General features: G+C 70.9%; 18 protein-coding genes. 14 read left to right on the top strand and 4 right to left on the bottom strand.

What is annotated here, in order from left to right:
• Positions 1-16: 16 nt before the first annotated feature.
• The 4 genes from gltB (at position 17) to AB0F61_RS16880 (ending at position 8,372) form a co-directional block, all read left to right on the top strand.
• The gene (gltB, locus tag AB0F61_RS16895) at positions 17-4,699 is read left to right on the top strand and encodes a glutamate synthase large subunit (RefSeq protein WP_357810216.1); all 4,683 of its coding nucleotides are present in this window, start codon (positions 17-19) and stop codon (positions 4,697-4,699) included.
• Complete coding sequence (locus AB0F61_RS16890) at positions 4,692-6,227, top strand: glutamate synthase subunit beta (RefSeq protein ID WP_357810082.1); 1,536 nt, start codon at positions 4,692-4,694, stop codon at positions 6,225-6,227. The genes gltB and AB0F61_RS16890 overlap by 8 nt, the downstream gene beginning before the upstream one ends.
• 173 nt (positions 6,228-6,400) lie before the next feature.
• Complete coding sequence (locus AB0F61_RS16885; protein WP_357810079.1) at positions 6,401-7,786, top strand: MFS transporter; 1,386 nt, start codon at positions 6,401-6,403, stop codon at positions 7,784-7,786.
• Between the two features lie 70 nt (positions 7,787-7,856).
• Complete coding sequence (locus tag AB0F61_RS16880) at positions 7,857-8,372, top strand: hypothetical protein (RefSeq protein ID WP_357810076.1); 516 nt, start codon at positions 7,857-7,859, stop codon at positions 8,370-8,372.
• Between the two features lie 330 nt (positions 8,373-8,702).
• On the opposite strand, the gene AB0F61_RS16875 is transcribed toward AB0F61_RS16880, so the two are convergent.
• Complete coding sequence (locus AB0F61_RS16875; protein WP_357810074.1) at positions 8,703-10,235, bottom strand: M1 family metallopeptidase; 1,533 nt, start codon at positions 10,233-10,235, stop codon at positions 8,703-8,705.
• A gap of 170 nt (positions 10,236-10,405) precedes the next feature.
• Between AB0F61_RS16875 and AB0F61_RS16870 the strand changes: the two genes are divergently transcribed.
• The 3 genes from AB0F61_RS16870 (at position 10,406) to AB0F61_RS16860 (ending at position 16,725) form a co-directional block, all read left to right on the top strand.
• The gene (locus AB0F61_RS16870) at positions 10,406-13,102 is read left to right on the top strand and encodes a hypothetical protein (protein WP_357810072.1); all 2,697 of its coding nucleotides are present in this window, start codon (positions 10,406-10,408) and stop codon (positions 13,100-13,102) included.
• Positions 13,103-13,186: 84 nt separating this feature from the next.
• Positions 13,187-15,736, top strand: coding sequence for an FtsK/SpoIIIE domain-containing protein (locus AB0F61_RS16865; RefSeq protein WP_357810069.1), 2,550 nt, complete (start codon positions 13,187-13,189; stop codon positions 15,734-15,736).
• Entirely contained in the window at positions 15,733-16,725 is a 993-nt protein-coding gene (locus tag AB0F61_RS16860; RefSeq protein ID WP_357810066.1) for a hypothetical protein, read from the top strand. Before AB0F61_RS16865 ends, AB0F61_RS16860 begins: the two co-directional genes overlap by 4 nt.
• A gap of 108 nt (positions 16,726-16,833) precedes the next feature.
• Here the strand turns inward: AB0F61_RS16860 and AB0F61_RS16855 are convergent, their stop codons facing one another.
• From AB0F61_RS16855 to AB0F61_RS16845, 3 genes are all read right to left on the bottom strand, one after another.
• On the bottom strand, positions 16,834-17,316 hold the full coding sequence (locus AB0F61_RS16855) for a hypothetical protein (RefSeq protein ID WP_357810064.1): 483 nt from the start codon (positions 17,314-17,316) through the stop codon (positions 16,834-16,836).
• 253 nt (positions 17,317-17,569) lie between these two features.
• Positions 17,570-18,007 carry a hypothetical protein gene (locus tag AB0F61_RS16850; RefSeq protein ID WP_357810061.1) on the bottom strand — a complete coding sequence of 146 codons (438 nt, stop codon included), beginning with the start codon at positions 18,005-18,007 and terminating at the stop codon, positions 17,570-17,572.
• Entirely contained in the window at positions 18,004-18,225 is a 222-nt protein-coding gene (locus AB0F61_RS16845) for a hypothetical protein (RefSeq protein ID WP_357810059.1), read from the bottom strand. The genes AB0F61_RS16850 and AB0F61_RS16845 overlap by 4 nt, the downstream gene beginning before the upstream one ends.
• 276 nt (positions 18,226-18,501) lie before the next feature.
• Here AB0F61_RS16845 and AB0F61_RS16840 point away from each other — a divergent pair, with 276 nt between their 5' ends.
• The 7 genes from AB0F61_RS16840 to AB0F61_RS16810 all read left to right on the top strand — a co-directional run bounded on the left by AB0F61_RS16840 (position 18,502) and on the right by AB0F61_RS16810 (position 26,966).
• Positions 18,502-18,720, top strand: coding sequence for a winged helix-turn-helix domain-containing protein (locus tag AB0F61_RS16840; protein ID WP_357810056.1), 219 nt, complete (start codon positions 18,502-18,504; stop codon positions 18,718-18,720).
• Between the two features lie 164 nt (positions 18,721-18,884).
• Positions 18,885-19,148 carry a DUF6244 family protein gene (locus AB0F61_RS16835; protein WP_088949318.1) on the top strand — a complete coding sequence of 88 codons (264 nt, stop codon included), beginning with the start codon at positions 18,885-18,887 and terminating at the stop codon, positions 19,146-19,148.
• 324 nt (positions 19,149-19,472) lie between these two features.
• Positions 19,473-19,934: a hypothetical protein gene (locus tag AB0F61_RS16830; protein WP_357810052.1), complete on the top strand. Its 462-nt coding sequence runs from the start codon at positions 19,473-19,475 to the stop codon at positions 19,932-19,934.
• A gap of 172 nt (positions 19,935-20,106) precedes the next feature.
• Complete coding sequence (locus AB0F61_RS16825; RefSeq protein WP_357810050.1) at positions 20,107-20,394, top strand: hypothetical protein; 288 nt, start codon at positions 20,107-20,109, stop codon at positions 20,392-20,394.
• Between the two features lie 190 nt (positions 20,395-20,584).
• Complete coding sequence (locus tag AB0F61_RS16820) at positions 20,585-24,076, top strand: DEAD/DEAH box helicase family protein (RefSeq protein ID WP_357810047.1); 3,492 nt, start codon at positions 20,585-20,587, stop codon at positions 24,074-24,076.
• A complete protein-coding gene (locus tag AB0F61_RS16815) occupies positions 24,073-25,470 on the top strand; it encodes a restriction endonuclease subunit S (protein ID WP_357810045.1) in 1,398 nt (465 codons plus the stop codon). The genes AB0F61_RS16820 and AB0F61_RS16815 overlap by 4 nt, the downstream gene beginning before the upstream one ends.
• The gene (locus AB0F61_RS16810) at positions 25,467-26,966 is read left to right on the top strand and encodes a class I SAM-dependent DNA methyltransferase (RefSeq protein ID WP_357810042.1); all 1,500 of its coding nucleotides are present in this window, start codon (positions 25,467-25,469) and stop codon (positions 26,964-26,966) included. Before AB0F61_RS16815 ends, AB0F61_RS16810 begins: the two co-directional genes overlap by 4 nt.
• The last annotated feature ends 27 nt before the right edge of the window (positions 26,967-26,993 follow it).

Raw genomic sequence — 26,993 nt, 5'->3', positions numbered from 1 at the left:
TCAGCCGTACGCGGAAATGACACAGCCGCACCCGCACAGCCCGCAGGCGTCCCCGATGCCCGGCACCCGCCCGCCCGCCCAGGGCCTCTACGACCCCACCCAGGAGCACGACGCCTGCGGGGTGGCCTTCGTGGCGGACCTGCACGGTCGCCGTTCACACGCGGTCGTCGCCAACGGGCTCGGCGCGCTCTGCCGCCTGGACCATCGAGGAGCCCGGGGCGCGGAGCCCAACACCGGCGACGGCGCGGGCATCATGATCCAGGTTCCGGACGGTTTCCTGCGCGCGGCGGCCGACGTCGCGCTACCCCCGGCCGGCGAGTACGCCACCGGGCTGGTCTTCCTTCCCGACGACGACGCCGGCGAGGCGCGTGCCCGGCAGGTGGTCGAGAAGTACGCCCTGGTCGAGGGTGCCGAGGTGCTCGGCTGGCGCGAGGTGCCGATCGCCCCGGAAGGGCTCGGCGAGACCGCCCTGGCGGCGATGCCCCGGGTCCGGCAGGTCTTCGTGGCCGCGCGCCGGCTCACCGACTCACCCGCCGGGCCGGCCGGCTCCGCGCTGAGCGGCATCGAGCTGGACCGGGTGGCGTTCTGCCTGCGCAAGCAGGCCGAGCGGGAGACCGCCGAGCGGGGTGTGGCGGCGTACTTCCCGTCGCTGTCCAGCCGGACGATGGTCTACAAGGGCATGCTCACCCCCGACCAGTTGCCGGCGTTCTACCCGGACCTGCGCGACGAGCGGGTGGACAGCGCCATCGCGCTCGTGCACTCCCGCTTCTCCACGAACACCTTCCCGTCCTGGCCGCTGGCGCACCCGTACCGGTTCATCGCCCACAACGGCGAGATCAACACGATCCGGGGCAACCGCAACTGGATGCAGGCCCGCGAGGCGCTCCTGCGCTCGCCGAACGTGCCGGGCAACATCCGGCGGGTCTTCCCGGTCTGCACTCCCGCCGCGTCCGACTCGGCGAACTTCGACGAGGTCCTGGAGCTGCTGCACCTGGCCGGGCGGAGCCTGCCGCACGCGGTGCTCATGATGATCCCCGAGGCCTGGGAGAACGACCCCGGGATGGACCCGGCCAAGCGCGCCTTCTACCGCTTCCACGCCAGCCTCATGGAGCCGTGGGACGGGCCGGCGTCGGTGGCCTTCACCGACGGCGAGATCGTCGGCGCGGTGCTGGACCGCAACGGGTTGCGCCCGGGTCGCTGGTGGCAGACCGACGACGGGCTCGTGGTGCTCGGCTCCGAGGCGGGCGTGCTCGACCTCGACCCGGCCCACGTGGTCGCGAAGGGGCGGCTCCAGCCGGGCAAGATGTTCCTTGTCGACACCGTGGCCGGCCGGATCGTGCACGACGAGGAGATCAAGTCCGAGTTGGCCGCCGCCCAGCCGTACGGCGAGTGGCTGCACGCCGGGCTGATCGAGCTGGGCGACCTGCCGGCCCGCGAGCACACCGTCTACACCCACGACTCGGTGCGCCGGCGGCAGCAGACCTTCGGCTACACCGAGGAGGAGCTGAAGATCCTGCTCGGGCCGATGGCGCGCACCGGCGCCGAGCCGCTGGGCTCGATGGGTACGGACACCCCGATCTCGCCGTTGTCGACCCGGCCGCGGCTGCTCTACGACTACTTCCACCAGCTCTTCGCCCAGGTCACCAACCCGCCACTGGACGCCATCCGCGAGGAGCTGGTGACCAGTCTGGCGTCGACGATCGGGCCGGAGGGCAACCTGCTCGACCCGGGCGCGGCGAGCTGTCGGCAGATCGTGCTGCCGCACCCGATCATCGACAACGACGAGCTGGCGAAGATCCTCTCCATCGACGAGGACGGCGACCTGCCCGGCTTCAAGGCGGTCCGGGTGTCCGGCCTGTACCGCATCCGGGAGGGCGCCGCCGGGATCAGGGCACGGCTCACCGAGATCTGCCGGCACGTCTCCGAGGCCATCGAGGACGGCGTGCGCATCCTGGTGCTCTCCGACCGGGACTCCAACGCCGACCTGGCGCCGATCCCGTCGTTGCTGCTCACCGCCGCCGTGCACCAGCACCTGGTGCGGGAGCAGACCCGCACCCAGGCGGCGCTGATCGTGGAGTCCGGCGACTGCCGGGAGGTGCACCACGCGGCCGTCCTGATCGGCTACGGCGCGGCGGCGGTCAACCCGTACCTGGCGTTCGAGTCCGTGGAGGACATGATCGCCACGGGCGCGCTGGCCGGCGTGGCACCGGCCGCCGCGGTGCGCAACTACGCCAAGGCGCTCGGCAAGGGCGTCCTCAAGATCATGTCGAAGATGGGCATCTCGACTGTCTCGTCGTACTGCGGTGCGCAGGTCTTCGAGGCGGTCGGCCTGGACAACCGGCTGGTCGAGCGCTACTTCCGGGGCACCCCCAGCCGGATCGGCGGGGTCGGCCTGGCGGGCGTGCACACCGAGGTGGCCGCCCGGCACGCCCTGGCCTGGCCCCCGGCCGGCGCCGCGGCCTCCGCCCGACTCGAGGTCGGTGGCGAGTACCAGTGGCGCCGCGAGGGTGAGCTGCACCTGTTCAACCCGGAGACGGTCTTCCTGTTGCAGCACGCCACCCGCAGCCGGCAGTACGACGTCTTCCGGCAGTACACAGCGAAGGTCGACGCGCTCGCCGCGCAGGCCGGCTCGCTGCGGGGGTTGTTCACCCTGCGGACCGGGGCCCGCCCGGCGGTGCCGATCGAGGAGGTCGAGCCGGCCACCGAGATCGTCAAGCGCTTCGCCACCGGCGCCATGTCGTACGGGTCGATCTCGGCGGAGGCGCACGAGACGCTCGCCATCGCGATGAACCGTCTCGGCGGCAAGTCCAACACCGGTGAGGGCGGCGAGGACGTCGACCGGCTGCACGACCCGCTGCGGCGCTCCTCGGTCAAGCAGATCGCCAGCGGTCGGTTCGGCGTGACAAGCGAATACCTGGTCAACGCCGACGACCTCCAGATCAAGATGGCCCAGGGCGCGAAGCCCGGCGAGGGCGGCCAACTGCCGGGCAACAAGGTCTGGCCGTGGATCGCCCGGACCCGGCACGCCACACCCGGCGTCGGCCTGATCTCCCCGCCGCCACACCACGACATCTACTCCATCGAGGACCTCGCCCAACTCGTGCACGACCTGAAGTGCGTCAACCCGGCCGCCCGGGTGCACGTCAAGCTGGTCAGCGAGGTCGGCGTCGGCACCGTCGCCGCCGGGGTGGCGAAGCTCAAGGCGGACGTCATCCTGATCTCCGGTCACGACGGCGGCACGGGCGCGTCCCCGATGAACTCGCTCAAGCACGCCGGCACGCCGTGGGAGCTGGGGTTGGCCGAGGCGCAGCAGACGCTGCTGCTCAACAAGCTGCGCGACCGGGTGACAGTGCAGGTCGACGGTCAGCTCAAGACCGGCCGGGACGTGCTGATCGCGGCGCTGCTCGGCGCGGAGGAGTTCGGCTTCGCGACCGCGCCGCTGATCGTCTCGGGCTGCGTGATGATGCGGGTCTGCCACCTGGACACCTGCCCGGTCGGCATCGCCACCCAGAACCCGGTGCTGCGGGAGCGGTACACGGGCACGCCGGAGTTCGTGGAGAACTTCTTCCTGTTCCTCGCCGAGGAGGTCCGGGCCTACCTGGCCGAGCTGGGTCTCCGGTCGATCGAGGAGGCGATCGGGCAGTCCGAGCTGCTCGACGTGGCCCCGGCGGTGACGCACTGGAAGGCACACGGGCTCGACCTGGCGCCGGTCCTGCACCTGCCGGAGCTGCCCGCCGGCGCGGCCCGACGGGGGATCCGCGCGCAGGATCACGGCCTGGAGCACGCCCTGGACAACGAGCTGATCGCACTGGCCGCTCCGGCGCTGTCCGGGGGCGCGCCGGTGCGCGTCGAGGTGGCGGTGCGCAACGAGCACCGCAGCGTCGGCGCGATGCTCGGCGGCGAGGTGACCCGTCGGTTCGGCGGTGTCGGCCTTCCCGAGGACACCATCGAGTTCGTGTTGCACGGCACGGCCGGGCAGTCGTTCGGCGCGTTCCTGCCGCGCGGGGTGACCCTGCGGCTGCACGGCGACGCCAACGACTACGTGGGCAAGGGGCTCTCCGGTGGGCGGCTCGTCGTCCGTCCGGACGCCGCCGCGCCGTTCCTCGACCCGGACGCCGAGCCGGGGCAGCGGGCCGAGGATCAGATCATCGCCGGCAACACCATCCTGTACGGGGCCACGGCGGGTGAGGTCTTCCTGCGCGGTCGGGTGGGGGAGCGGTTCGCGGTGCGCAACTCCGGCGCGATCGCCGTGGTCGAGGGCGTCGGTGACCACGGCTGCGAGTACATGACCGGCGGCACGGTGGTGGTGCTCGGTCCGACCGGCCGGAACTTCGCGGCCGGCATGTCCGGCGGCACCGCGTTCGTGCACCACCTGGACCGGTCCCGGGTCAACGCGGAGTTGGTCGACCTGCTGCCGCTCGGCGAGCAGGAGCAGGCGCTGTTGCACGAGCTGGTCCAACGGCACGTGGCCGAGACCGGGTCGGCGGTCGCCGAGGAGCTGCTCAAGCGTTGGCCGGAGGCGGTGGCCGAGTTCACCGCCGTGGTGCCCCGCGACTACCGCCGGGTACTGGAGATCATGAAGGCCGCCGAAGCCGCCGGCCGCAACGTCGACGACGCGGTGATGGGAGCGCTCAGCGCGCCCGCCGCGCCGGTGCCGCCCGCCCCGCGGGTGGCGGCCCAGGAGGTGGCACGTGCCTGACCCGAACGGTTTCCTGCGCTACGACCGGCGACTGCCGGCCCGCCGCCCGGTGCCGGTGCGGATCAGCGACTGGCGCGAGGTGTACCCACCGGCCGGCGAGGAGCTGGTCCGTGAGCAGGCCACCCGCTGCATGGACTGCGGCATCCCGTTCTGCCACGACGGATGTCCGCTCGGCAACCGCATCCCGGACTGGAACGACCTGGTCCGCACCGGCAACTGGGACGCCGCGGTGGAGTCGCTGCACGCCACCAACAACTTCCCGGAGTTCACCGGCCGGCTCTGCCCGGCGCCCTGCGAGGCGGCCTGCGTCCTCGGCATCGCCGGCGGCCAGCCGGTGACCATCAAACAGGTCGAGGTGGAGATCGCCGACGCGGCCGCGGCTCGCGGGTTCACCCCTCGGGCGGTGCCGGCGCCGTCCGGTCGGTCGGTCGCCGTGGTCGGCTCCGGGCCCGCCGGCCTGGCCGCCGCCCAGCAACTGGCCCGCGCGGGTCACGCGGTGACGGTGTACGAGCGGGACGACGCGATCGGCGGCCTGCTCCGGTACGGCATCCCCGACTTCAAGTTGGAGAAGCGGCACATCGACGCCCGGCTGGCCCAGCTCAGCGCCGAGGGGGTGCGCTTCCGCACCGGGGTCAACGTCGGGGTGGACGTCACCGCCGAGCAGTTGCGCGCCGAGCATGACGCGGTGCTGTTGGCCTGCGGCGCGTTGCAGGGGCGGGACACTCCGGAGACTCCGGGTCGGGCGCTGCGGGGCGTACACCAGGCGATGGCGCATCTCGTCGCGGCCAATCGCGCGGTCGCCGCCGCGGCCACCGGCGAGCCGGGCGTCCCGGCCACCGGTGAGGGCCGGGCGGCGCGTGCGCTGCTGCCGGACGGCACCCCGATCGACGCGGCCGGCAAGCACGTGGTGATCATCGGCGGCGGTGACACCGCTGCCGACTGTCTCGGGGTGGCGCACCGGCAGGGCGCCGCTGGCGTGCACCAGCTCGACCTGTACCCGCAGCCGCCGCAGGAGCGCGACGAGGCACGGGACCCGTGGCCGACCTGGCCGTGGATCCTGCGCAGCTACCCGGCGCACGAGGAGGGCGGCGAGCGGGTCTTCGCCGTCGCGGTGCAGGAGTTCGTGGACGACGGCACCGGTCAGGTGCGGGCGGTGCGGATCGCCGAGGTGACAGTGGAGAAGCAGGACGGGCGGCGGGTCGTCACAGTGGTGCCGGGCTCCGAACGGGAGCTGCCGGCCGATCTGGTGCTGCTGGCGATCGGCTTCGAGGGCACCGAGCAGCAGCCGTTGCTGGCCCAGTTCGGCGTGACCCGCAATCCGCGGGGCGCGGTCGACGCCCACGACGACTGGCAGACCGACGCCGACGGGGTGTTCGTGGCCGGTGACATGCACCGGGGGGCCTCGCTGATCGTCTGGGCCATCGCCGAGGGTCGGGCGGCGGCTGCCGCGATCCACGGGTACCTCGGTGGTGTCGGTGCGTTGCCGGCCCCGGTCGGCCCGGCCGCGCAGGCTCTCGCCGCGCGCTGAGTCGCGGGCGTCCGGTCGGTGGGGCGGTCCGCTGCCCCACCGACCGGGCATTCCCGCTGGTGAAGCCGCTCACAAAAGTGGGCAAAGAGGTTTAAGCCGGCAAGACTTGCCGGCTGCCGAACCGCGCCGCGATCGGCGTGAATGATCATGCTGCCGATCGCTGGAGGTTCGTCGTGGCCACGGGTGCCACCTTCGCCGCACTGCGCCACCGCAACTACCGGATCTGGGCGCTCGCTGGCTTCGTCTCGGTCATCGGCACCTGGATGCAGGTCCTCGGGGTCAACTGGTACGTCCTCAAGGAAACCGGCTCGGCGACGTCCATGGGTTTCGCCGTGCTGCTCCAGGCGGCGCCCACGCTGCTGCTCAGCGTCTGGGGCGGTGTGCTGGCCGATCGCCTGCCCGCCCGCCCGCTGCTGATCGCCGCCCAGGTGGCCCACGCGGCGCTCGCCGCCGGACTGGCGGTGGTCGCCCTGACCGGGGTCGGCGGCCTGCCGCTGATCTTCGCGATCTCCCTGGGCACCGGTGCCGTCTCGGCGGTCGAGGGTCCGGTGATGGGGCGCTGGGCCGCCACCCTCGTCGACCGGGAGACGCTCGGCAACGCCCTGGCGCTCGGGTCGCTCACCAACTCCGCCGGACGCATCCTCGGCATGAGCCTCGGTGCCGTCGTGGTGGCCGCCGTCGGGCCCGCCCTGCTGTTCGGCATCAACGCGGCGAGCTTCGCCGCAGTGGTGGCGGCGCTGTTCGCCGTACGTCCGGGAACCCCGGCGGTGGTGACGGCACGAAACGGCGGCCGGGCCCACGACGGGGTCCGCGCCGGCTTCGCCTACCTGCGCGGGCAGCCGGTGCTGCTCCTCGCGCTCGCCCTGTCGTTCGTGCTCGGCAGCCTGGGCCGCAACTACCAGGTGACGATGGCCGCGATGAGCGACGGGCCGCTGCACGCCGGTGCGTCCGGCTACGGCGTCCTATCGACGGTGTTCGCGGTCGGGACCGTGCTGGGCGCGCTCGTCGCGGCCCGCCGCCGTTCCCTCGACTACCGGACCCTGGTCGCCGCGGGTCTGTTCGCCAGCGGGCTGCAGATCGTCGCCGGCCTGGCACCGGGAACCTGGAGCTTCGCCGCGATGATCCTGCCGATCGCCGCCGCCGCGGTGGTCATCGACACCACCGTCGGCACCCGCGCCCAACTCGACACCGACGGCGCGATGCGGGGCCGGGTGCTCGCCGCGCTGGCGGTGACCGGCTCGGTCTCGGCCGCGGTCGGCGCTCCGCTGCTCGGCTGGCTCGCCGAACACGCCGGGCCGCGCCAGACGCTCGTGCTCGCCGGATCCATCGCCGCTATCGCCACGGTGGCGGCGGCCGTCGCCCTGGACCGCCAGCACGCCCGCGCGGCCCTCGCGCTTGTCGCGCCACGACCCCGTCATCCGGTACGGCGAGTGGCGTTCCGGGCCGCCCGCATCGTCCGGCCCGCCGGGGCGGTCTGTGTCATCGCGCCCGCCGGGGTGGGGTTGGGCGCGTCCCGGCTCGGTGAGTTGGTCACGGTCGGGCCGGAGGCGCGCCGCTGAGACAGCGGTCACCCCCCGGTGGCCGGCGTACGGGACAGGGCACCGCGAAGATCATCGTTACGCTGCGATCATGGACATCGAGGAGCGCCTACGGCGGACCCGCCGGTGGCTGTGGATCGTGCTGATCGGGCTTTTCCTGAGCGGTGCCACCGCTTTTCCGCTGGAGATCGAGGTGCGCTGGCTGCTGCGTGTCCTGGACCCGCTCGCCGGCCAACTGCCCGCTCTTGTCGACTGGATCGAGCGGGTGCACACCGGGCTGGTGACGGCCGGCGAGGACTACCCGTTCCTGCTCTACGGCACCGACTGGTTGGCCTTCGCCCACCTGGTGCTGGCGGTGGCGTTCTGGGGGCCGCTGCGCGACCCGGTACGCAACGTCTGGGTCGTGCAGGTCGGCATGATCGCCTGCGCGGGCATCGTCCCGCTGGCGTTGATCTGCGGCCCGATCCGGGACATCCCCTGGTTCTGGACGCTCATCGACCTGTCGTTCGCGGTCGGGGCGTTCCCGCCGCTCTGGTTCGCCTACCGGCACATCCGCGTCATCGAGGCGAGCGCGACTGACTCGCCAGCCGTCCCCGCCATTCCCTGACCGGACGTCGTCAGCTAGCTGCCCGGGCGGGGTGAGTAACACCCCCGGCGGTGCCTGTAGAGCTGCCCCAGATATGGGGCTGCGACCTTGGGGCCGTGCCTCGGGGCCGTCCCTTGGCGCTCGGTGCCTCGGTGCCTCGGTGCCCCGTTGCTGGGGCAGCTCTACAGGCAAGCACCGGAGTGGTCGGGCCCGCCTGGTTTCGGGGGCAGCGGGCTTTGGAAGGCAGCCAAAGACCGGTGCGCTGGAAAGCGCACCGGGCGAGGTCGGGGTGCCGCGCGACCGGAAGCGCCCCCCGCGTGGGCGGCGGGCGCCTCCGGCCGGCACCGACTTCTAGTGCGACAGCCGCTCGTGGGACTCGCGGATCTTGGCCCAGGACTTCGGCTCGGCCGGCGGGGCGGCCTTGCGTGCGGCGCTTGCCACGTCGGGTCGGCCGGCGGTGAACAGCCAGGTGGTGAACAGGTCGTCCAGGTCCAGCCCGGAGATCTGTTCGGCGAGTGCCTGGAACTGCTCGATGGTGCCGTTGCCGTGCCGGTGCGCGGCGGTCCACGCCGGCAGGATCTCGAAGAACGCGTCGTCACCGACGGCCAGCCGTAGCTGGTGCAGGGTCATCGCGCCCCGGTCGTAGACGGCGTCGTCGAAGATCCGGGCCGCGCCCGGGTCACCGGGCAGCACCTGCCAGAACTCGCTGTCGGCCGGGTAGCTGGCGTAGGTGAAGTCGAACACCTCCTGCGCGGTGCCCTCGCCCTGTTCCTCGGACCAGAGCCACTCGGCATACGACGCGAAACCCTCGTTGAGCCAGATGTTGCGCCACTCGGCCACCGAAACCGAGTCGCCGAACCACTGGTGGGCGTTCTCGTGCGCCACCACGTACGTGTTGGCGCCGCGCCGCCAGAAGCCCGGCCCGTACACCGGTCGGGTCTGCGTCTCCAGCGCGAAGCCGATGCCGTCGACCGGGCCGGCCACGCCGCCCTGCGCCTCGAACGGGTACGGGCCGAAGATCCCGCTCTCCCAGTCGACGATCTCGGCGGTCCGCTCGATGCTGGCCCGTGCCGCCGGCCCGAGCGCACCGAGCGAGGTGCTGTACGCGTTGACCACCGGCTGGCCGCCGGGGGTGGTGTCGGTGACGATGTCGTACTGCCCGATGGCCATGAAGGCCAGGTAGGGGGCGGTGGGGGAGGTGGTCCGCCAGATCCACCGGGTACGGTTGCCGGCCTCCGCCGCCGGCGGCCTCGGCTGCACGCCGTTGCTGATGACCTCGACGCCGGTGGGCACCGACACGGAGATGTCGAAGGTGGCCTTGTCCAGTGGGTGGTCGTTGCTCGGGAACCACCACCACGCCGACTCGGGCTCGTTGACCGCCATCGCACCGTCGTCGGTCCGGGTCCAGCCGGTGTAGCCGCCGACCAGGGTCTCCGACGGGATGCCGGCGTAGCGCACCACGATGGTGAGCTGCTGGCCCCGGGTCACCGTGCGGGCCGGGGTGACCACCAGCTCGTGGGCACCCGCGGTGCTGGTGCTCGCCGCCCACCCGTTGACCCGCACCGACTCGACGTCGAGCAGGAAGTCCAGGTTGAACGCCGAGAGGTCCTGCGTCGCGGTGGCGAGGATCGTGGTGGTGCCGCTGAGCCGGTCGGACGCCGGGTCGTAGCGCAGCCGGACGTCATAGTGCTCGACGTCGTAGCCACCGTTGCCGTAGTCGGGGAAGTACCTGTCGCCCAGGCCGGGTGCGCCGGGTTGCGGCGCGGCGGTGACGACGGGTCGACCCCAGCCGGTCGGGGCGGCCTGGCCGGGGGTGCCGGCGAGCATGGTGCCGGCGGTGGTGAGGGTCAGGGCGGCGGTGGCCGCCGTGAACATTCGTCGCACGGGGTGGACTCCCTCCATCGGGTGTTCGCCACGCCAACCTAATCGACAACTGTGAGCGTCGCCGGCATGCCGCGCCCGGCCGGTCGTCGGCATCCCCGATGGACGGCCGGCCGCCGGTCCCTGGCGTGCCTTGCGCCGCAAGGTCACACTGTGTGGGTCGGAGGTGACGCGTGCCGCGATCCGAGGTGCCCAAGCGGGAGTTGATCGGCCAGCGACAGCCGACCGGAGGCCGGGACCGGCTGCCGGCCGGCGGGCTGGAGTTCTTCGCGCTGCTCGCACGGCTGCTGCGGCGGCCACGCCGCGGTGACCGGAGACTTCCGCTGCTCTGGCTGGTCCGCTCCGACACCTCGGATCTGATGGTGCCGCTGCGCCGATTCCTCGGCCAGGGGCCCCGACGGCGGGTGCCGCACGCCGTGCTGGACGCCGACGCGCCGCCGGGCGCCGGGGACGTGCCGGCGCTGCTGCGCGAGCTGCACCGGCAGCTCTCCCTGGAGGCGTTCGGCGCCGCGCGGCTGCGCTTCCGGCACTACCCGCTCGCCGACTGGCTGATGCACCAGAGCCTCAGCTTCGGCATCGACGCCGACGACAGCCGGGCGGCCCTGGTACGCCGGCTGCGGGACCGCCGGGGGACGCGTACCCCCGAGGCGTTGCCCTCCGGTGGCGACGCGGTGAGCATCGCCTCGCAGGTGCTGCTCTGGCTGGTCCGCCGCGCCGTGCCGAGCGTGGTCTTCCGGGCCGCCGTCTCCGGTCGGGTGCCGGTGCTCGGGCGGCACTACAACTGGTTCATGCGCCAGCAGTATCTCGCGCCCCGGCAGTCGGTCACGTTCCTCGGTTTCGCCGAGCGCCTCACCGCCGGGTGGCGCGACGGCGAACAACCCGACCAGGTCAACAAGCTGCTGCTGCACGCGTTCCTGGAGGACCTGCGGCAGGCGTACCGGCGTCGGCCGTGGCGCCCGTCGGACTGGCGGCGCACCGCGTACCCGGCGCTGCTGCTCGATCACGTCGCCCCCGGCAACGTGGGCGGGGAACTGGTCCGCCTGATCGGCGACGTCCGCACCGAGACCGGCCGCAACGACCCGCTGCTCATCGTCGCGTCCGGCGGGCAACCCCCACCGGAACTGCCCGAACCGCACCCACTGACCGAGGCCGACGAGGCGTACGACGAGTGGGCCGAGGCGCTGCCGGAGATGCGGCGGCTGCGCCGCCCGGCCGCCTGGCTGGTGACGCTGCGGCCCGACGACACCGACACCGGCCCACCGTCGCGGGGCGGGATGCGACCGTTCTCCGCACCCGACCCGCCCTGGTGGTCGCGCCGCTTCCTGCCGGCCGCGCTCTGCCTGGTGCTGCTGGCCGCCGGTGGCGTCTGGGTGGGCAGCCGGTGGGGGCCGGGCTGCCACCCCTCGCTCACCGGTGGACGGGTCTCGGTCGAGGTGGTCGGCAGCGGTGAATGCGTCGGCTACAGCGACAGCGCGGCGCAGGTGTTCAACAACGACCCCGGCCAGGATGGGCTGCGGACCATCCAGCGGCGCATCTTCGCGCAGAACCGGGCCGCCGAGGAGGTCTGGCAGCGCAGCGACCGTCGCCGACCCTTCCTCACCCTGGTCTACCTGGGCACACTCACCGGCAACCGGACCCGCGCCGACGAGGAGTCGTACGTCTCCGAGCGCGAGGAACTGGAGGGGATGGCGACCGCCCAGTACGCGTTGCTGAAGGAGTCGGCCGGCGCCGACGGCGCCGCGCTGCTGCGGATCGTGGTGGCGAACGGTGGCCGTCAGATGAGCTACGCCGACCGGGCGGTGGCGATGCTTGCCGAGCTGGCCCGGGACGACCCCACGGTGCTCGGGGTGGTCGGGCTGGTGGAGAGCCGGACCAGCACCGCCCGAGCGTTGCGGGAGCTGAACCGGGTCGGGCTGCCGGTGCTGGCCCCCACCCTGTCGGCCGACAAGATGGACGCCAACTCCCGCCTCTACCTGCAGATCTCTGCGCCCAACGCGGACCAGGTGAAGATGGTCGACGCGTACGCCCGACAGGTGCTGAAGGTCGACGAGGCGCACGTCTTCTACACGACCCTGGAGGGCAGCTCGCTCAGCGAGGACCTGTACGTGAACACCCTCGTCGACGGGCTCCGGCAGACTTTCGGCGCCCGGATCACGCGCCTCGACGAGTGGCGCACCGGTCAGCGGGTGACCGACGAGTGCGGCTACCCGGGCCTGCTCTTCTACGCGGGTCGGTGGTCGGAGTTCGACGGTTTCCTGCGGGCGCTGCGTGAGTGCGGCGCGAACCCGCCCCAACACCTGGTCGCCGACGACTCGGCGAACCGCTACATGGCCAACCCCGGGCTGCGCGCCGCCGCGCCCGGCAACCTGCCGGTCACGTACGTCTCCAAGGCCGCGCTGGACACCTGCGCGGCGCTGCGGGCGGCGCAGGACCGGCGCGACGACGCCCGAGCCAGCTTCCTGGCCTGGATCCAGGCCGACGACCTGCTCGACCCGCCGCGCTGCCGACCGGGTTCCGAGCAGCAGGTCGGCGAGCGGGTCAGCCTCGCCTACGACGCGGCGATGATGCTGATCCGGGCGGTGGAGAGCCTCGCCGCCCGGCTGCACCACGCCGACCCGCGGCAACGCTGGGAGCCGACCTCGGTCAACCCGGTCGGTGTGCACGCGGAGGTGCTCCGGCAGAACGCCGGCCAGGGCTACCCGGGGGTCGCCGGGCTGATCCGGTTCACCCCGGAGTCGGGTGAGCCCGTCGACAAGCGGCTGGCCCTGATGCGGGTGGAGCAGGTGCCCGACGTGGCGACGGCGCCGGTGGAGGTGTTCCGCTGCGGGGTGGCCGACGCGTCCAACCCGGCGGCGTGTGGTCCGGCGTGACACGTCCGCGTAGGACTGTCCGGTTGCCGTAGGTGTCCGTTAGGGTTCCTGGGACCAGACGGCCGTTGGCGTTGGGGGCAGAGGTTGGGCAGGCTCGCGTCGGCGTACGGGCAGGCGGTCAATGCCCACCGGGCGGCCCGGGCGCACCTGGACGCCGCCCGCGCGGCCCTCGGCGCGGCGCCGGCGGCAGCCGCGCCGGCCGGTGCCGCCGAGTTGGTGGCCCGCATCGCCCACCTCGGCGGCGCACTCGCCACTCCCGCGCCGGGCGTCACCACGTTGACCGACGAGCCGACCGCGGTACGGATCGGGGCGGCGTCCACCCCGGACGGTGGTTTCCCGGTGCTGGTCCCGCTCGGCGGCGGCCATCACCTGGCGCTGGACGCCGATGTCCGGGATTCGCAGGTCGCCGGGTTGTTGCGGGCGCTGGTGCTGCGGCTGGTCGCGACCGCGCCGCCCGGCCGGGTCCGGGTCGCCGGCATCGACACCGCCGCGGTGGGTGCCACCTTCGGTCCGCTGCGCCCGCTGCTCGACGCCGGTGTGTTGGACCCGCCGGCGACCGGTGAGGCCGAGGTGGCCGCGCTGCTGGACGCCGCCGAGCGGCACGCCCGCGCCTCGCAGCACGCCCAGCCCGCCGCCCGGCACCTGCTGGTGGTGGTCGCCACCGCCGCGCCGCCGCCGCGCGAGCTGGCCCGGCTCGCCGCGCTCACCCATGCCGGCCCGGCCGCCGCCGTCTGCGTGCTGCTCGCCGGCCACCCGTCCCGGCTGCCCGGCGAGACCCCGACGCCGCTGGGCGGCACCACAGCCATCCGGCTCGACCAGGGGTACGCGTACGTCGGCGACCCGCCCGGCACCCCGTTCAGCGCCGACGGCACCGGTCTCGCCGCTCCCGTGCTGCTCGACGGCGATCCGCCGTCCGCGTCGGTACGCGCGCTCGCCGACCACCTGGCCGCCGCCGCCCGCCGCTCCGACGCGCTGCCCTTCACCGACCTGCTGCCCGAGCGGCGCTGGGTCGAGTCCGCCGGCAACGGCCTGCGCACGGTGATCGGTCGGGCCGGCGGCGCCGCGCCGACCGTCGACACCCCGCTGACGCTCGCCTTCGACGACGCCACCCCGCACTGGCTCGTCGGTGGGCGCACCGGCGCCGGCAAGACGGTCTTCCTGCTCGACGTCCTCTACGGGTTGGCCGCCCGCTACTCGCCTGCCGAGTTGCAGCTCTACCTGCTCGACTTCAAGGAGGGCGTGAGCTTCACCGAGTTCGTGCCCACGAGTCGGGACCCGTCCTGGCTGCCCCACGCCCGCGCCGTCGGCATCGAATCCGACCGCGAGTACGGTCTCGCCGTCCTGCGCGAGCTGCGCCGGGAGGCGCAACGCCGGGCCACCGCGCTGAAGCGGCACGGCGTCACCAAACTCGCCGACCTGCCCCGGGACAATCCGTTGCCGCGCATCGTGGCGGTCATCGACGAGTTCCACGTGCTGCTCGCCGGCAACGACGCGCTGGCCCGGGAATCCGTGGACCTGCTTGAGGAGTTGGCCCGCAAGGGCCGCTCGTACGGCATCCACCTGGTGCTGGCCAGTCAGAGCATGACCGGCATCGAGGCCCTCTACGGACGGGCCGAGGCGATCTTCGGGCAGTTCGCGTTGCGGGTGGCGCTGCCCGGCGGTGGCGGGGTCCTCGACCAGCTCAACACCGCCGCGGCGGCCCTGCCGGTCGGCTCCGCCGTGGTCAACACCGCCGCCGGCGCGGTCGGCGCCGACACGGTGCTGCGTTTCCCCGACGCGCACGCCGCGGCGGCGGACCTCGCGGCGTTGCGCCACGAACTGTGGCAGGCCCGGCCGGCGGGCTCGCGGGCACCGGCGGTCTTCAAGGGGTACGAGGCCGCGCGGGTCGAGGACGACCCCACCTTCGCCGGCCTGCGCCCCGGTGGCCGGCGTCCGATGGCCCTGGTCGGCCGGACCGTCGACGTGCACGGCACCACCGCGCTGTTCCTGATGGACGCCACCCCCGGCCGGCACCTCGCCGTGGTGGGCACCGCACCGGCCGGCGCGGACGTGCTGCGCGCCGCGACGCTCAGCCTGGCCCGCCAGCACCACCCCGGCGACGTCCGGTTCCACCTGGCCTCCCTGGTCACCGCCGCCGCCGGTGTCGCCGACGACACCGAAACCGCCCTGCGGGCCGCCGGCCACGCGGTGGGGCGCCTCGACGCCGCCGGGTTGCGCGAGCGCATCGCCGCGCTGGCCGCCGAGCCCAGCGGCCGGGAATACCTGGTGGTGTTCGGGATGGACGCCGCCGCGCCGGTTCTCGGGGCCACCGATCCGGGCACCTTCCGCTCCGGCCTGGACGACCTGCGTACCCTCCTGCGCCAGGGTCCCGGCCAGGGGGTGCACCTGCTCGGTTGGTGGCGTGGGCTGCGCCGGCTCGCCGACGACCTCGGCGGCACCCAGAACCGCGACGACGTCGCCTGCCTGGTGGCGCTCAACGTGCCGGGGAGCGAGCTGGCCCTGCACCTCGGGACGCACGACCTGGCCTACACGCCCCGCGCCGACCGGGCGCTGCTGATCGACAGGCACGACCAGCGCACCCGGTTGATCGTTCCGTTTGCCGGCGAGGGGCACGAGCCGGACGGGGAGCGGTGACAGTGTCCTTCGAGGAGTACGCGGCGCTGGCCCGACAACTCGCCGAGCAGCACCGGGCCGGGGAGCAGCACGCCGCCGCCGAGTCCGAGCGCCGTCGTGACCTGCACGCCGCCGTCGACTACCTGCACCAGCGGCTGACCGCCCAGGGGCAGCGCCTCGACCAGCTCGGCCGAGCGATCGGCATCGAGCAGCCGCCCGCCGGCCCCGCCCCGGGTCCGGGTCGTCCGGGCGAGACCGCCGCCTGGCCCGGCCCGCCGTCCGGCCCCGCTGCCGGGTCTGCCTCCGCCTCCGCTGCGGGGTCCGGCCCTGGCTCGGCTGCCGGGTTCGGCCCTGGGTCGGCTGCGGGGTCCGGCCCTGGTCCCGCTGCCGGGTTCGGCCCTTCCACGGCTGCCGGGTTCGGCCCTTCCACGGCACCCGGAACCGGGGGCGGGGCGTCCGACGGCGCAGCCGGCGTGCCGGGGCGGGCGGGGGTCGGGGCGTACCCCCAGGTGCCGGCGGGGGAGGCGCGGCTGGCGCTGCCGACGGCGGTGAGCCCGGCGGGCGCCGGGGTGCCGGCGCAGCGGGCGGCGGCGGTCGACCCGGTGGTGGAGTTGGAGTTGGCCCGGCGGATGGCCGACGAGGCCGACCGGCACGGGCAGCAGGCGGAGTTGCTTGCCCAACGGCCGGCGCTCCTGCCGACGTGGTCACCGCTGGCTCGGGCGGTCGCTGTCTACGCCGGCTGTGGGGCTGCCGCCGGGGTGGTCATGCTGACCCTGGTGCTCGCCTCCGGGGTGGGCCTGGTGGACGGGTTCACCCTCGGCGCGTGGATCTGCGCGGGGCTGCCGGCGGTGGCGTTCTTCGGCGGGTACCTGGTGCTGGGCCGGTGGGGGCGGCCGGCCATGGTCGCGGGCACCCCGCCGCGATACCTGCCGCTGGGATTCCTGATCTGTTTTCTGCTGGTGCCGATGGCCTACTGCGCCTATTTGTTACTGGTGCGCGGCCTGCGCTGAGCGCGACGCGTTCCCTACCCGGCGTCCCCGCGCATGATCCACTCGGGATCACTGAGACCGGGGTATCGGGGCCACTCGGATGCCCCGATCTCAATGACGTCGTGACGATCATGGAGGGCTGAGGACGCGGCATACGCTAGCGTTGCCCTTACTGCCCATCCGCGCCTGCCGCTGGGGCGTCGGCGGCGTGTGGGGGGCGGCCGTGAGGATGCCGTCGCGTTCGCTGTCGGTGAGACCCTCGTCCTCAAGGAGCCCGAGCAGGAGCACCGTCCGCGCGACGATCGCCGCCGCGTCGTGGGGCACCGGCGGACGCTCACCGAGCGCCGCCCACACCAGCGCCTCGGCCAGCACCGGGTCGACGTCGCGCCCGGTCGCGTCGTAGCGTTCCCGGGCGGACGCCACGAACCGGATCACCGGCGCGCGATCCTGCCCCGCGACGAACCGCCGCCGTACCGCCACCAACAGCGCACCGGCGAGCAGGTCCGCGTACCGCCGCCAGTCCGACTCGGCGAACCGGCCCAGCCGGCGTTCGTGGCCGCGCAGCCGCCCGGTCAGCAGGCCGCGGAGCGCCGCGTGCGGATCGCTCACCATCGTCGCTCCCTGATCATCGCGAGTGTCCTCCGGTGTGGGCGTGGCCTGGTCAGTCGATGCCGCATGGTCACCAGCGCGCTCGCCGCCTGGCAGCCGCGGGCGATCACATCGGCGCTGCCGGCGTCGCTGGCCCTGTCGTGGTCGGCGTCGATGGCGTGGTCGGCGTCGCAGTCGCTGGTGGGCGGGGGCGGTGCGGCTGGCTCTGCGGTCGGTGTCGGCACCGAGCGCTCGGGAGGCGCTACCGAACATCCGGTCAGTGCCGCCACCGACGCTCGATCCGGCGCCTGCCGACCGCGAGCCGGGCAGCGACAAGGTCCAACCGGGTGATCGCCGCCGCGAGGTGCCGGGCCGCGACCAAGTCCGCCGCTTCCCGGGTACGCCGCAGCCGGTCCTCGGTCGCGCCCAACCGCCAGCGCACCCGGGCGGCCAGCGCGGCGGCCCGGTCCGCGTCGATCCGCGCAGCGTGCAGACCGGCGAGGAGGTCCCCGACCGAACCTCCCGATGACTCCCGATCGGCGGCCATGCCGGCGTAGACCAGGCTCAGCGCCCGCCAGCACTCCGTGACCGCGTCCTGCCAGGGCAGCCGCCGGCCGGGCGGCCCCGCCCCGTGCACCTGCGCGCCGGCCCGGTCGACAGCGGAGATGATGGCCAGCCAGGAGGCACGTAGATCGTCTAGAGTGTCGGCGCTCATTCGCCCGCCTCGGCACTGGCCTTGACCAGGAGGGCGAAGCGGACATCGGTACAGGGGTAGTCGACGCCGCACTCACACAGCCAGCGGCGCACCACCCGGGGCGGATGGGCGAAGAGGACATCGTCGGCGTCCTCGACGTCCTGATCGGACAGGAGGCGATGGCGTTGCTCGGGCGGGGCTGGTGGGTCGGTGGGGATCTCGTCGGGTCGATCGGGCATCGGGGCTCCCGTCGGGTCGGTCTCCTAGCTGCTGTTCATGGGTTTTGCGTCGGGGCGGCGTGCGGGCACGCCCCGGCACGCCCGGCCAGACGGGGGGACCGACCGGCCGGGCGCTTCCTGCGCGGTGGGAAACGAACCAGCCCCGGGGTTGCAGACCAGGGAGCCGGTCGATTCGAACTTTGTCACACTAGTCTGTACAAGTCAACGGTGGACTAGTCCGTTCTTGTACTGACTAGTTGGGTGTGATCAAATGGCGGTGCAGACCAGGGAGAAAAGATGCCCGCCAAGCCCAAATGGGCGCAGCTCGCGGACCATATCCGAGAGCAAATCGCGTCCGGTGAACTCGCCCCAGGGGACAAGCTTCCATCGACGTCCCAGCTTCGTGCTGAACACGGCGTCTCAGCTGGTGTCGTGCGGCAGGCAATTCTCGTCCTGCAGACCCAAGGCCTTGTTGAAGGCGTTCACGGACTGGGCGTCTTCGTTACTGAGCACTGAGCTGCACGTTCGCCTCGCACGGCTTGAGTCTCCAGGACATCCCTGCCTCCTCGTAGCGCGAGAGCGATCACGCGGTCGCGCTGGGTGCGCGAATCTCGTACGCTCCCAGGTGGTCTCCATCGGTGCGGTGGTGGAGGCGATGGTCGACCAGGGGGAGGGCGCGCGTGAGTGCAGCACAGATCATCGCGAGGTTGGCGGCGGCGTCGCAGAAGCTTGACGAGGCGAAGGCCAAGACCGCAGCGGCAGCCCAGGACGCGGCGGAGGCGCGGGCGCTCGTCGCCGGTGCGCTGGAGGGTGTGGCCGCCGGTCCGTTGGTCGGCATGATCGATGCGTACCGTCAGGCGCTCGCGCAGGCGTCCCAGGGCGGCGACCCGGCCAAGCAGCACGTACAGGAGACGATCGCCAAGGTCCGAGCACTGGGAAACTGACCACGGGTGGTGGTAGCACAACCCACCATCCACCCGCGGCCGCCGGCATCGCCTTGCGACCTGCGGTCCCACGACTAGTGCCGGCGTTGCCGAACCGCGACGGGCGACGTGAGGCTCGAAGCCGAGAGGGCCGGGACGCACCGCCGCCCACGAAACGCAGGAGTGTTGGCCCGGAGGCGATTGCTGTTGGCGGGTCAGCAGCGGCAACAGCGTGGGCGACGGTCTCAGAGTTCTTGCCAGCTCTTCCAAAGGCGGTAGCCGGCGTCGTTCTCGGCGCCGTGGCTACCTGGGGCTCCCTCAAGGCCTACAAAGCGAGATCGCAAGATGACGGAGGATCCGTTGAAGATCGATGAGCGAGTAGAGCAGCTCGTCCGCGACACGTTGCACTGGGCCGTCAAGCGGCGGCCGGTTGAATTTGATGAGGCGCTCAAGGCATTTTCCGACGGACCAACGCGGCAGTCCGCCTTGGAGTTGCTCGCCGCCATCTCGGCCTTCGTCAGCGCTGACATCTGCGGCGGCAAGCCATCGCCCGAGCAGATCCAGCAGTTGGCTGTTGAGGTCGCCGAGGGAGAAGCGTGGAGCTCGGCGACAACCCCTGAGGTCGAGGCCTTCCTCAGCGCCGTTGTGACCGGTCGAGCATTGTCGGGCGTGCTGCCAGTCGGCAGCGCAGTCGTCCTCGCATTCGTTGTGGCCGCGAGTCTCCTGTCCGCTCGCCCGAAGAGTAAGGGGGAGTGGTGGTTCAACTACCTGGACAAGGTGGAGGCGGCCATTGAGTCGGCGGGGTGACCGGCATGTCTGACTCGCTTGCCCGGAAGGCGGCGAGCTGGACGGCTTCCACATCGGCTATCTGTCGCCGGACATCGGTGACCTGGTTTCGGACTTCGCCTCCGAGTGGGAGGACGTCACGTTCGCCACGCGCGTTTGGGAGCGCCAGTTTGAGGACGGCCACCGAGTCGACTTGCGGGTACACGTGCTCCAAGGCGACCGGCTGGGCACCCTCGGCGAGCTGTACGACTTCCTGGCCGAGTTTTACGAGCGCGATCCCGCCGACTGGGCCCTTACCGAGTTCCAGCACGGCGGGACTGTCGGTTTCATCGGCGCCAGCGAGGCGTTTTGGCTGGCGGTGCCTGGTGTGGCCGTCAACGTGCTGATCGACCGGGAACGCCTCCCTCAGGGCACCTTGCAGACGATCACGCAAAGGATTGCAGCAGTTGTGGCCCCCGAGGCGGGCGCGGGAGCCCGATGAATGCGTGCCGCGCATGGAACGGAGCCGCGGTGCGCCGCTGGTCCGGTGTGGACGGCGAGGCCGATCAACTTCCCACGTTGATCCGGGTTGCTGCTGTCGGAAAGCTGTCACCGCCCGTGGTGCGGGCTGTGCAGAGCGGTAATCGTCCCTATCCTGACGTGTTCACCGCAGGCTAGCCACGTGGAGTGTCTTGGATCCTCGACAGGTACAACGTCTGGCAGAGCAGTCCGCCAACTTCGGGTTCCTCAAGGAACACCCGCTGCTGGTCTGGTACGGCGCGGGCGCTGAGCTACTCGTCTATGTCGACGCGCAGGCCGCGATGTTCAAGATCCGCGCCTTCGGCGACGAGATGGCCAAGGATCTCGTGCGGCGCACCGGCGCGAAGCCGCAGAAGAACGACTTCTACCACCGGGTTCAGGCCCTGTATGGCGACGGCACGCTCGTGGCGGAGACGTACCACGCGTTCGACCGTCTCCGGGATCAGGGCAACAAGGCCGTACACGATCACCTGGGTGAGGTGCGTGCGGCGCTGGACATGCTCCGGACCTGCTTCGAGCTGGGGGTCTGGTTTCATCGGGCCCTGACCGGTGACCGGACTCCGCTCGGTTTCGTGCCGCCCTCCCCGCCGCCTCAGCATGTGTCGCAGAGCATCGCCGACGGGCTCCAAGCGGAGATTCAGCGCTACAAGGACGAACTGGCGCAGACCAAGCTCCTGCTGGAGGGCAAGGCGTCGCTGGCGCAGGCGCAGGCGGATGCGATGGTCGCCGCGGATCGCGCCGTCCGCGATGCCGACGCCCGCCGCGATCAGGCCGCTGCGCTGGTAGCGAGCCTCACGTCGGCGGCGGAGGCGGAGCAGGCGGCACTGGACAGCAAGGCGACGGCCAAGGTCTCGGCCGCTCGTCGCGAGGAGTTCATCGCCCGCGCCCGTCGTGCCTCGCACGAACCGCTCAACGAGATCCAGACCCGCGCCGAGATCGACCGGCAGTTGCGCGCCGCCGGCTGGGTCGTCCAGGACGAGAGCCAGATCAACCTCTGGGCCGGCAACGGCGTCGCCGTGCGGGAGGTGACCCTGGCGACTGGTCGGGCCGACTACCTGCTCTACGTCAACCAGCGGCTGGTCGGCGTCATCGAGGCCAAGCGGGAGGGGACCGCGCCACGCGGTGTCGAGGCGCAGCTCGACCGCTACCTCAACGGGCTCACCGCCGAGCAGAAGCTCGCCGCATGGCACAGGAACGATCCGCTGCCCTTCGGCTACGTCGCCACGGGCACCGAGACCGCCTTCGTCAACCGGCTCGACCCGTTCCCGCGTACCCGTGAGGTTTTTGCCTTTCATCGGCCCGAGACGTTCGCGCGGTGGATGCGGGAGGCCGACGACGACCCGGCGGCACCGACGTTGCGGGCGCGGCTGCGGCGGATGCCCGCGCTGGACCGGCTCGGCTTGCGGCCTGCCCAGGTGGACGCCATCGACGGGCTGGAACGCTCCCTCGCCGAGGATCATCCGCGGTCGCTGATCCAGATGGCCACGGGCGCTGGCAAGACGTTCACGGCGGTCACCAGTAGCTACCGGCTGCTGAAGCACGCCCGCGCCGCGCGCATCCTGTTCCTGGTCGACCGTAACAACCTCGGCAAGCAGACGCTGCGGGAGTATGCGGGCTACCAAACCCCGGACGACGGGCGGAAGTTCACCGAGCTGTACAACGTCGATCGGCTCTCCGGTGCCGGGATGCTCGACTCCTCGAACGTGGTGATCTCCACCATCCAGCGGCTGTACGGGGCGCTGCGCGGCGACGAACTGCCAGACGCGGATTTCGACGATCGGGCGTACGACGACTACGAGCTGGATGAGCCGGTCGACGTCACCTACAACCGGCTGCTTCCGCCGGAGACGTTCGACCTGATCGTGGTCGACGAGTGCCACCGTTCGATCTACGGCAAGTGGCGGGCCGTCATCGAGTACTTTGACGCGTTCGTGGTTGGGCTGACCGCCACGCCGGTCAAGCAGACGCTGGGCTTCTTTCAGCAGAACCTGGTCTCCGAGTACACCTACGAGCAGGCAGTCGCCGACGGCGTCAACGTCAGCTTCGACGTGTACCGCATCAAAACGGAGATCACCGAGAAGGGCGCGGACATCGAGGCCGGCACTGTCGTGCCGCTACGCGACCGCCGCACCCGGGCCGAGCGCTACCAGGAGTTGGAGGACGACTTCACGTACGGCGGAAACCAGGTCGGCCGGTCGGTGATCTCGAAGGGGCAGCTGAGGCTGGTGCTGGATACGTTCCGGGAGAAGCTCTTCACCGAGATCTTTCCCGGGCGGAAGACTGTGCCCAAGACGCTGATCTTCGCCCGGGACGACAACCACGCCGAGGAAATCGTGCAGATGGTCAGGGTGGTCTTCGGGCGGGGCAACGACTTCGCCGCGAAGATCACCTACGCCTCCCGCAAAGGTGGCGACAACCCGGACACCCTCATCCAGGCGTTCCGCAACAGCCCGGAGCTGCGTATCGCGGTGACCGTCGACATGATCGCCACCGGCACCGACGTCCGGCCGCTGGAGTGCGTCTTCTTCCTCCGGCCAGTGCGCAGCGCCACCTACTTCGAGCAGATGAAGGGTCGTGGCGCTCGGACCATCGACGCTGCCGAGTTCCAGGCCGTCACGCCGGACGCGGCGGTGAAGGACCGGTTCGTCATCGTCGACGCGGTGGGCGTCACCGAAGCGGACCTCGACGAGGCGGTGCCGCTGCAACGGCACACCGAACGGCAGATCTCGCTGCGCGACCTGCTGAAGAAGGCCGGCACCCTGACCGCCGACCCAGACGAGGTCGCTACCCTCGCCGCCCGGCTGGCCAGGCTGGAGCAGCAGTTGACCGATGACGAACGCGCCGAGTTGGCCGACCTCGCCGACCAGCCGTTGACCGGCATCGTGCGTGGCCTGGTCGACGCGGTCGCCCCCGAACAGCTCAACCCGGCCAAGGAAGCTGGCCCGGACGCCGTACGCGACCTGCTAACCGGCGCGCTGCGCCCGCTCGCCGCGAACCCGGCACTGCGCGAACGCATCCTGGAGATTCGCCGGGCGCACGACATCACCATCGACGAGGTGAACGCCGACAAGCTCATCTCGGCAGCCGGCGTGCCGCCTGAGGAACGTGCCCAGGTCACCGTGAAGAGCTGGCACGACTATCTGGAGGAGCACCGCGACGAGATCACCGCGTTGCAGGTCTTCTTTGAAGGGCGGGGGAGAGTCGGATACGACCAGCTCAAGGAGTTGGCGGCGCGGATTGCGCGGCCGCCGCAGGCGTGGACACCGGAGTCGCTGTGGAAGTCGTACGTGCTGCTTGGCCGCACCGCGGAGGCGACCGGCACCAGGGGAGTGACCGATCTTGTCAGCCTCATCCGCTATGAGTTGGGACTCGATCAGGATCTGCGCCCGTACCGCAGCCTCGTCGAGGAGCGCTTCCGTGGGTGGCTGCTCCGGCAGGAACAGGCGGGCGCTACGTTCACTGCCGATCAGGCATGGTGGCTGGAGAGGATCAAGGACGTGATAGCGGTCAGCGTGGAGATCACCCTGGACGACTTGGAGGGCGCGCCGTTCAGTGAACGAGGTGGGATCGATGGGTACGCGGGCGCGTTCGGAAAGAGAGCCGAGCCGCTGCTTCACCAGCTAAATCAGGAGCTGTCCGCGTGACCGAACTGCCATCGGGATGGACGAGAGCAAGGCTTGACGAGGTCGCTGAAGTCCGCCTCGGCCGTCAACGGTCGCCGAAGAATCATACTGGCGACCACATGCGTCCATACCTCCGTGCAGCCAACGTGGACTGGAATGGCCTCAAACTTGATGACGTGAAGTCTATGAACTTCACGGATGAGGAAGCGAAGGTATACCGACTGCAGCCGGGCGACATTGTCCTTGCCGAGGCGTCTGGCAGTCCGGGCGAAGTCGGTAAGCCAGCCATCTGGAACGGCGAGATCGAGGATTGCTGTATCCAAAACACGTTGCTCCGCGTCCGCAGCTACGGCCCTGATCCTCATTACCTGCTCCACTTCTTGCGCTTCGAGGCGCTTCGAGGCGCATTTGTGGAGCACTCGCGCGGCGTCGGAATCCACCATATCGGTGCCGCTCGCCTATCCTCCTGGCTCATCCCGCTGCCGCCCCTCGTGGAGCAGCGTGCCATCGTTGCCGCGCTTGAGAACCGATTCTCCCGGTTGGAAGTGGCAATCCGATCGGTGCGAGTAGCAAAGCGTCGACTAAGAAACCTCAGGAGGAGAGTGCTGATCGAGGCTGTCCCGATTCGGGGGCGCGAGGGTTGGTCTGTCCGCTCCGTCGCCGAGGCAGGACGTGTCGATCTTGGCCGGCAGCGGCATCCTGACTGGCACCAGGGTCCGAACATGCGATCCTACCTGCGCGTCGCGAACGTTTTCGAGGACCGAATCGATACCTCTGATCTCATGGAGATGGATTTTCCTCCGTCTGTGTTCGAGAAGTTCCGGCTTCGAGAAGGCGATATTCTCCTGAACGAGGGGCAGAGTCCTGAGTTGTTGGGGCGGCCAGCCATGTATCGCGGAGTTCCTGCGGAGGTGGCATTCACGAATAGCCTCCTACGGTTTCGGGCCGCTGACGGCATCGATCCGGAGTGGGCGCTTCTGGTTTTCCGTCGCCACATGCACGCAGGCCGGTTCACCCAAGAGGTGCGTATCACCACCAACATCGCGCACCTATCGGTAGGTCGCTTCAAGGCGGTCGAATTCCCGATTCCGCCGCTCGCCCAACAGAGGGAAATAGTCAGCCGGACCGAGGAGTTGATGGCAGGCCTCGATCGGCTTTCGGCGGCGGCAGATCGAAGCGAACGACGGGCAGCCGCCCTGCGCGTTTCGATACTTGCTGAAGCATTTGCGGGGCGGCTCGTGGCGCAAGATCCGAATGCTGAGCCGGCCTCGGATTCGTTGGCGCTGATCCGAGCCAGACGGGCCGCCGCACCGCCGAGTCAGAAGGCGCGCTCTCGACGTACCCAAATAGAGCTGGCCGCTCCGCCGATCAGGGTGATTGGGAAAGACTATCAGCAGGAGGAATTGCCGCTGTGACCACTGTGGATTCGCGCCGGTTGGTGCAGAAGCTGTGGAACTACTGCGACGTTCTGCGCGACGACGGCGTTTCGACTATTGATTACGTCGAGCAGTTAACGTTCCTCCTTTTTCTCAAGATGGCCGACGAGCGGGCCAGTCGATCGATCCGACCTGAGCAGATCGTGCCCGACGAGTTGAGTTGGCAGACCCTACTCGACACCGAGGGCAACGCCTTGGAGGTGCAGTACCGGAGCATTCTCACCGGCCTGGCCCGGGAGGACGGCACGCTCGGCACAATCTTCCGCAAGGCGCAGAACAAGATCCAGGACCCGGCGAAGCTCAAGCGGCTGATCGTCGACCTTATCGACAAGGAGCAGTGGTCGCAGGCGGGCGTCGACGTCAAGGGCGACGCCTACGAAGAGCTTCTGGCAAAGGGTGCCGAGGATGCCAAGTCTGGTGCCGGCCAATACTTCACTCCGCGCGCGCTGACTGCCGCGATGGTCGACTGCATGCAACCCACCCCTGACGACACGATCACCGACCCGGCGTGCGGGACGGGCGGCTTCCTGCTCGCCGCGTTCGACTACATCCAGCGACAACATGGCAGCGCACTGACACCGGACCAGCGCCGCCGGCTTGCCAATGGCGCGATCACCGGCACTGAACTGGTTGATGGCACCGCCAGGCTGGCTGCGATGAACATGCTGCTGCACGGTATCGGCACGCCTAGTGGTGACTCACTGATTGCTATCAGGGATGCGTTAGGTAAGGAGCCGGAGCGCCGCTACAGCCTTGTCCTCGCTAACCCGCCGTTCGGTCGCAGCTCCTCGATCCGGATGGTTGGCGAGGGGGGCCGTTCCACCCGCGAGGAGCGGGAGATCGAGCGGAACGACTTCTGGGCCACGACCGCCAACAAGCAGCTCAACTTCGTCCAGCACATCGCTTCGCTGTTGGAGATTGACGGCCGGGCCGCGGTCGTCCTGCCGGACAACGTGCTCTTCGAGGGCGGTGCGGGGGAGACGATCCGCCGCCGGCTGCTCAAGCAGTACGACCTGCACACCATGCTGCGCCTGCCCACCGGCATCTTCTACGCCGGCGGTGTGAAGGCCAATGTGCTCTTCTTCGAGCGTAAGCGCGCCCGCGAGGAGCCGTGGACCCAAAAGCTTTGGGTGTACGACTTCCGCACCAACCAGCACTTTACCCTCAAACAGAATCCGCTGCGTCGCGAACACCTTCAAGATTTCGTCGACTGTTATATCCCGGGCAAGGACCGCACCGAGCGGGTCGAAACCGAGCGGTTCAGGTCCTTCTCCTACGACGAATTAATCGCTCGCGACAAGGTGAACCTCGACATCACCTGGCTCAAGGACGCCTCTCTAGAGGACGCCGACGCGCTACTGCCGCCGGAGGTGATCGCACAGGAGATCGTCGAGGACCTAGAGGCGGCGCTGCGCGAATTCGCGGCGATCGCGGAGGCACTTATCACGCGGTCGTCGAAGTTGGATGCAAGGTGAACGTCCATGATGGGAACCTGAAGTGGT

This window comes from Micromonospora sp. NPDC023888, from assembly GCF_040639415.1.
Lineage (GTDB): Bacteria > Actinomycetota > Actinomycetes > Mycobacteriales > Micromonosporaceae > Micromonospora.
The sequence above is the reverse complement of the archived record's forward strand: the minus strand, read 5'-3'. Positions and strand labels throughout refer to the sequence as shown.

Bases quoted from the DNA above. Each gene is read 5' to 3' on its own strand.
- gltB (WP_357810216.1), top strand. From the start codon at position 17: ATGACACAGCCGCACCCGCACAGCCCGCAGGCGTCCCCGATGCCCGGC.
- AB0F61_RS16880 (WP_357810076.1), top strand. From the start codon at position 7,857: ATGGACATCGAGGAGCGCCTACGGCGGACCCGCCGGTGGCTGTGGATC.
- AB0F61_RS16855 (WP_357810064.1), bottom strand. From the start codon at position 17,316: ATGGTGAGCGATCCGCACGCGGCGCTCCGCGGCCTGCTGACCGGGCGG.
- AB0F61_RS16850 (WP_357810061.1), bottom strand. From the start codon at position 18,007: ATGAGCGCCGACACTCTAGACGATCTACGTGCCTCCTGGCTGGCCATC.
- AB0F61_RS16845 (WP_357810059.1), bottom strand. From the start codon at position 18,225: ATGCCCGATCGACCCGACGAGATCCCCACCGACCCACCAGCCCCGCCC.
- AB0F61_RS16840 (WP_357810056.1), top strand. From the start codon at position 18,502: ATGCCCGCCAAGCCCAAATGGGCGCAGCTCGCGGACCATATCCGAGAG.
- AB0F61_RS16830 (WP_357810052.1), top strand. From the start codon at position 19,473: ATGACGGAGGATCCGTTGAAGATCGATGAGCGAGTAGAGCAGCTCGTC.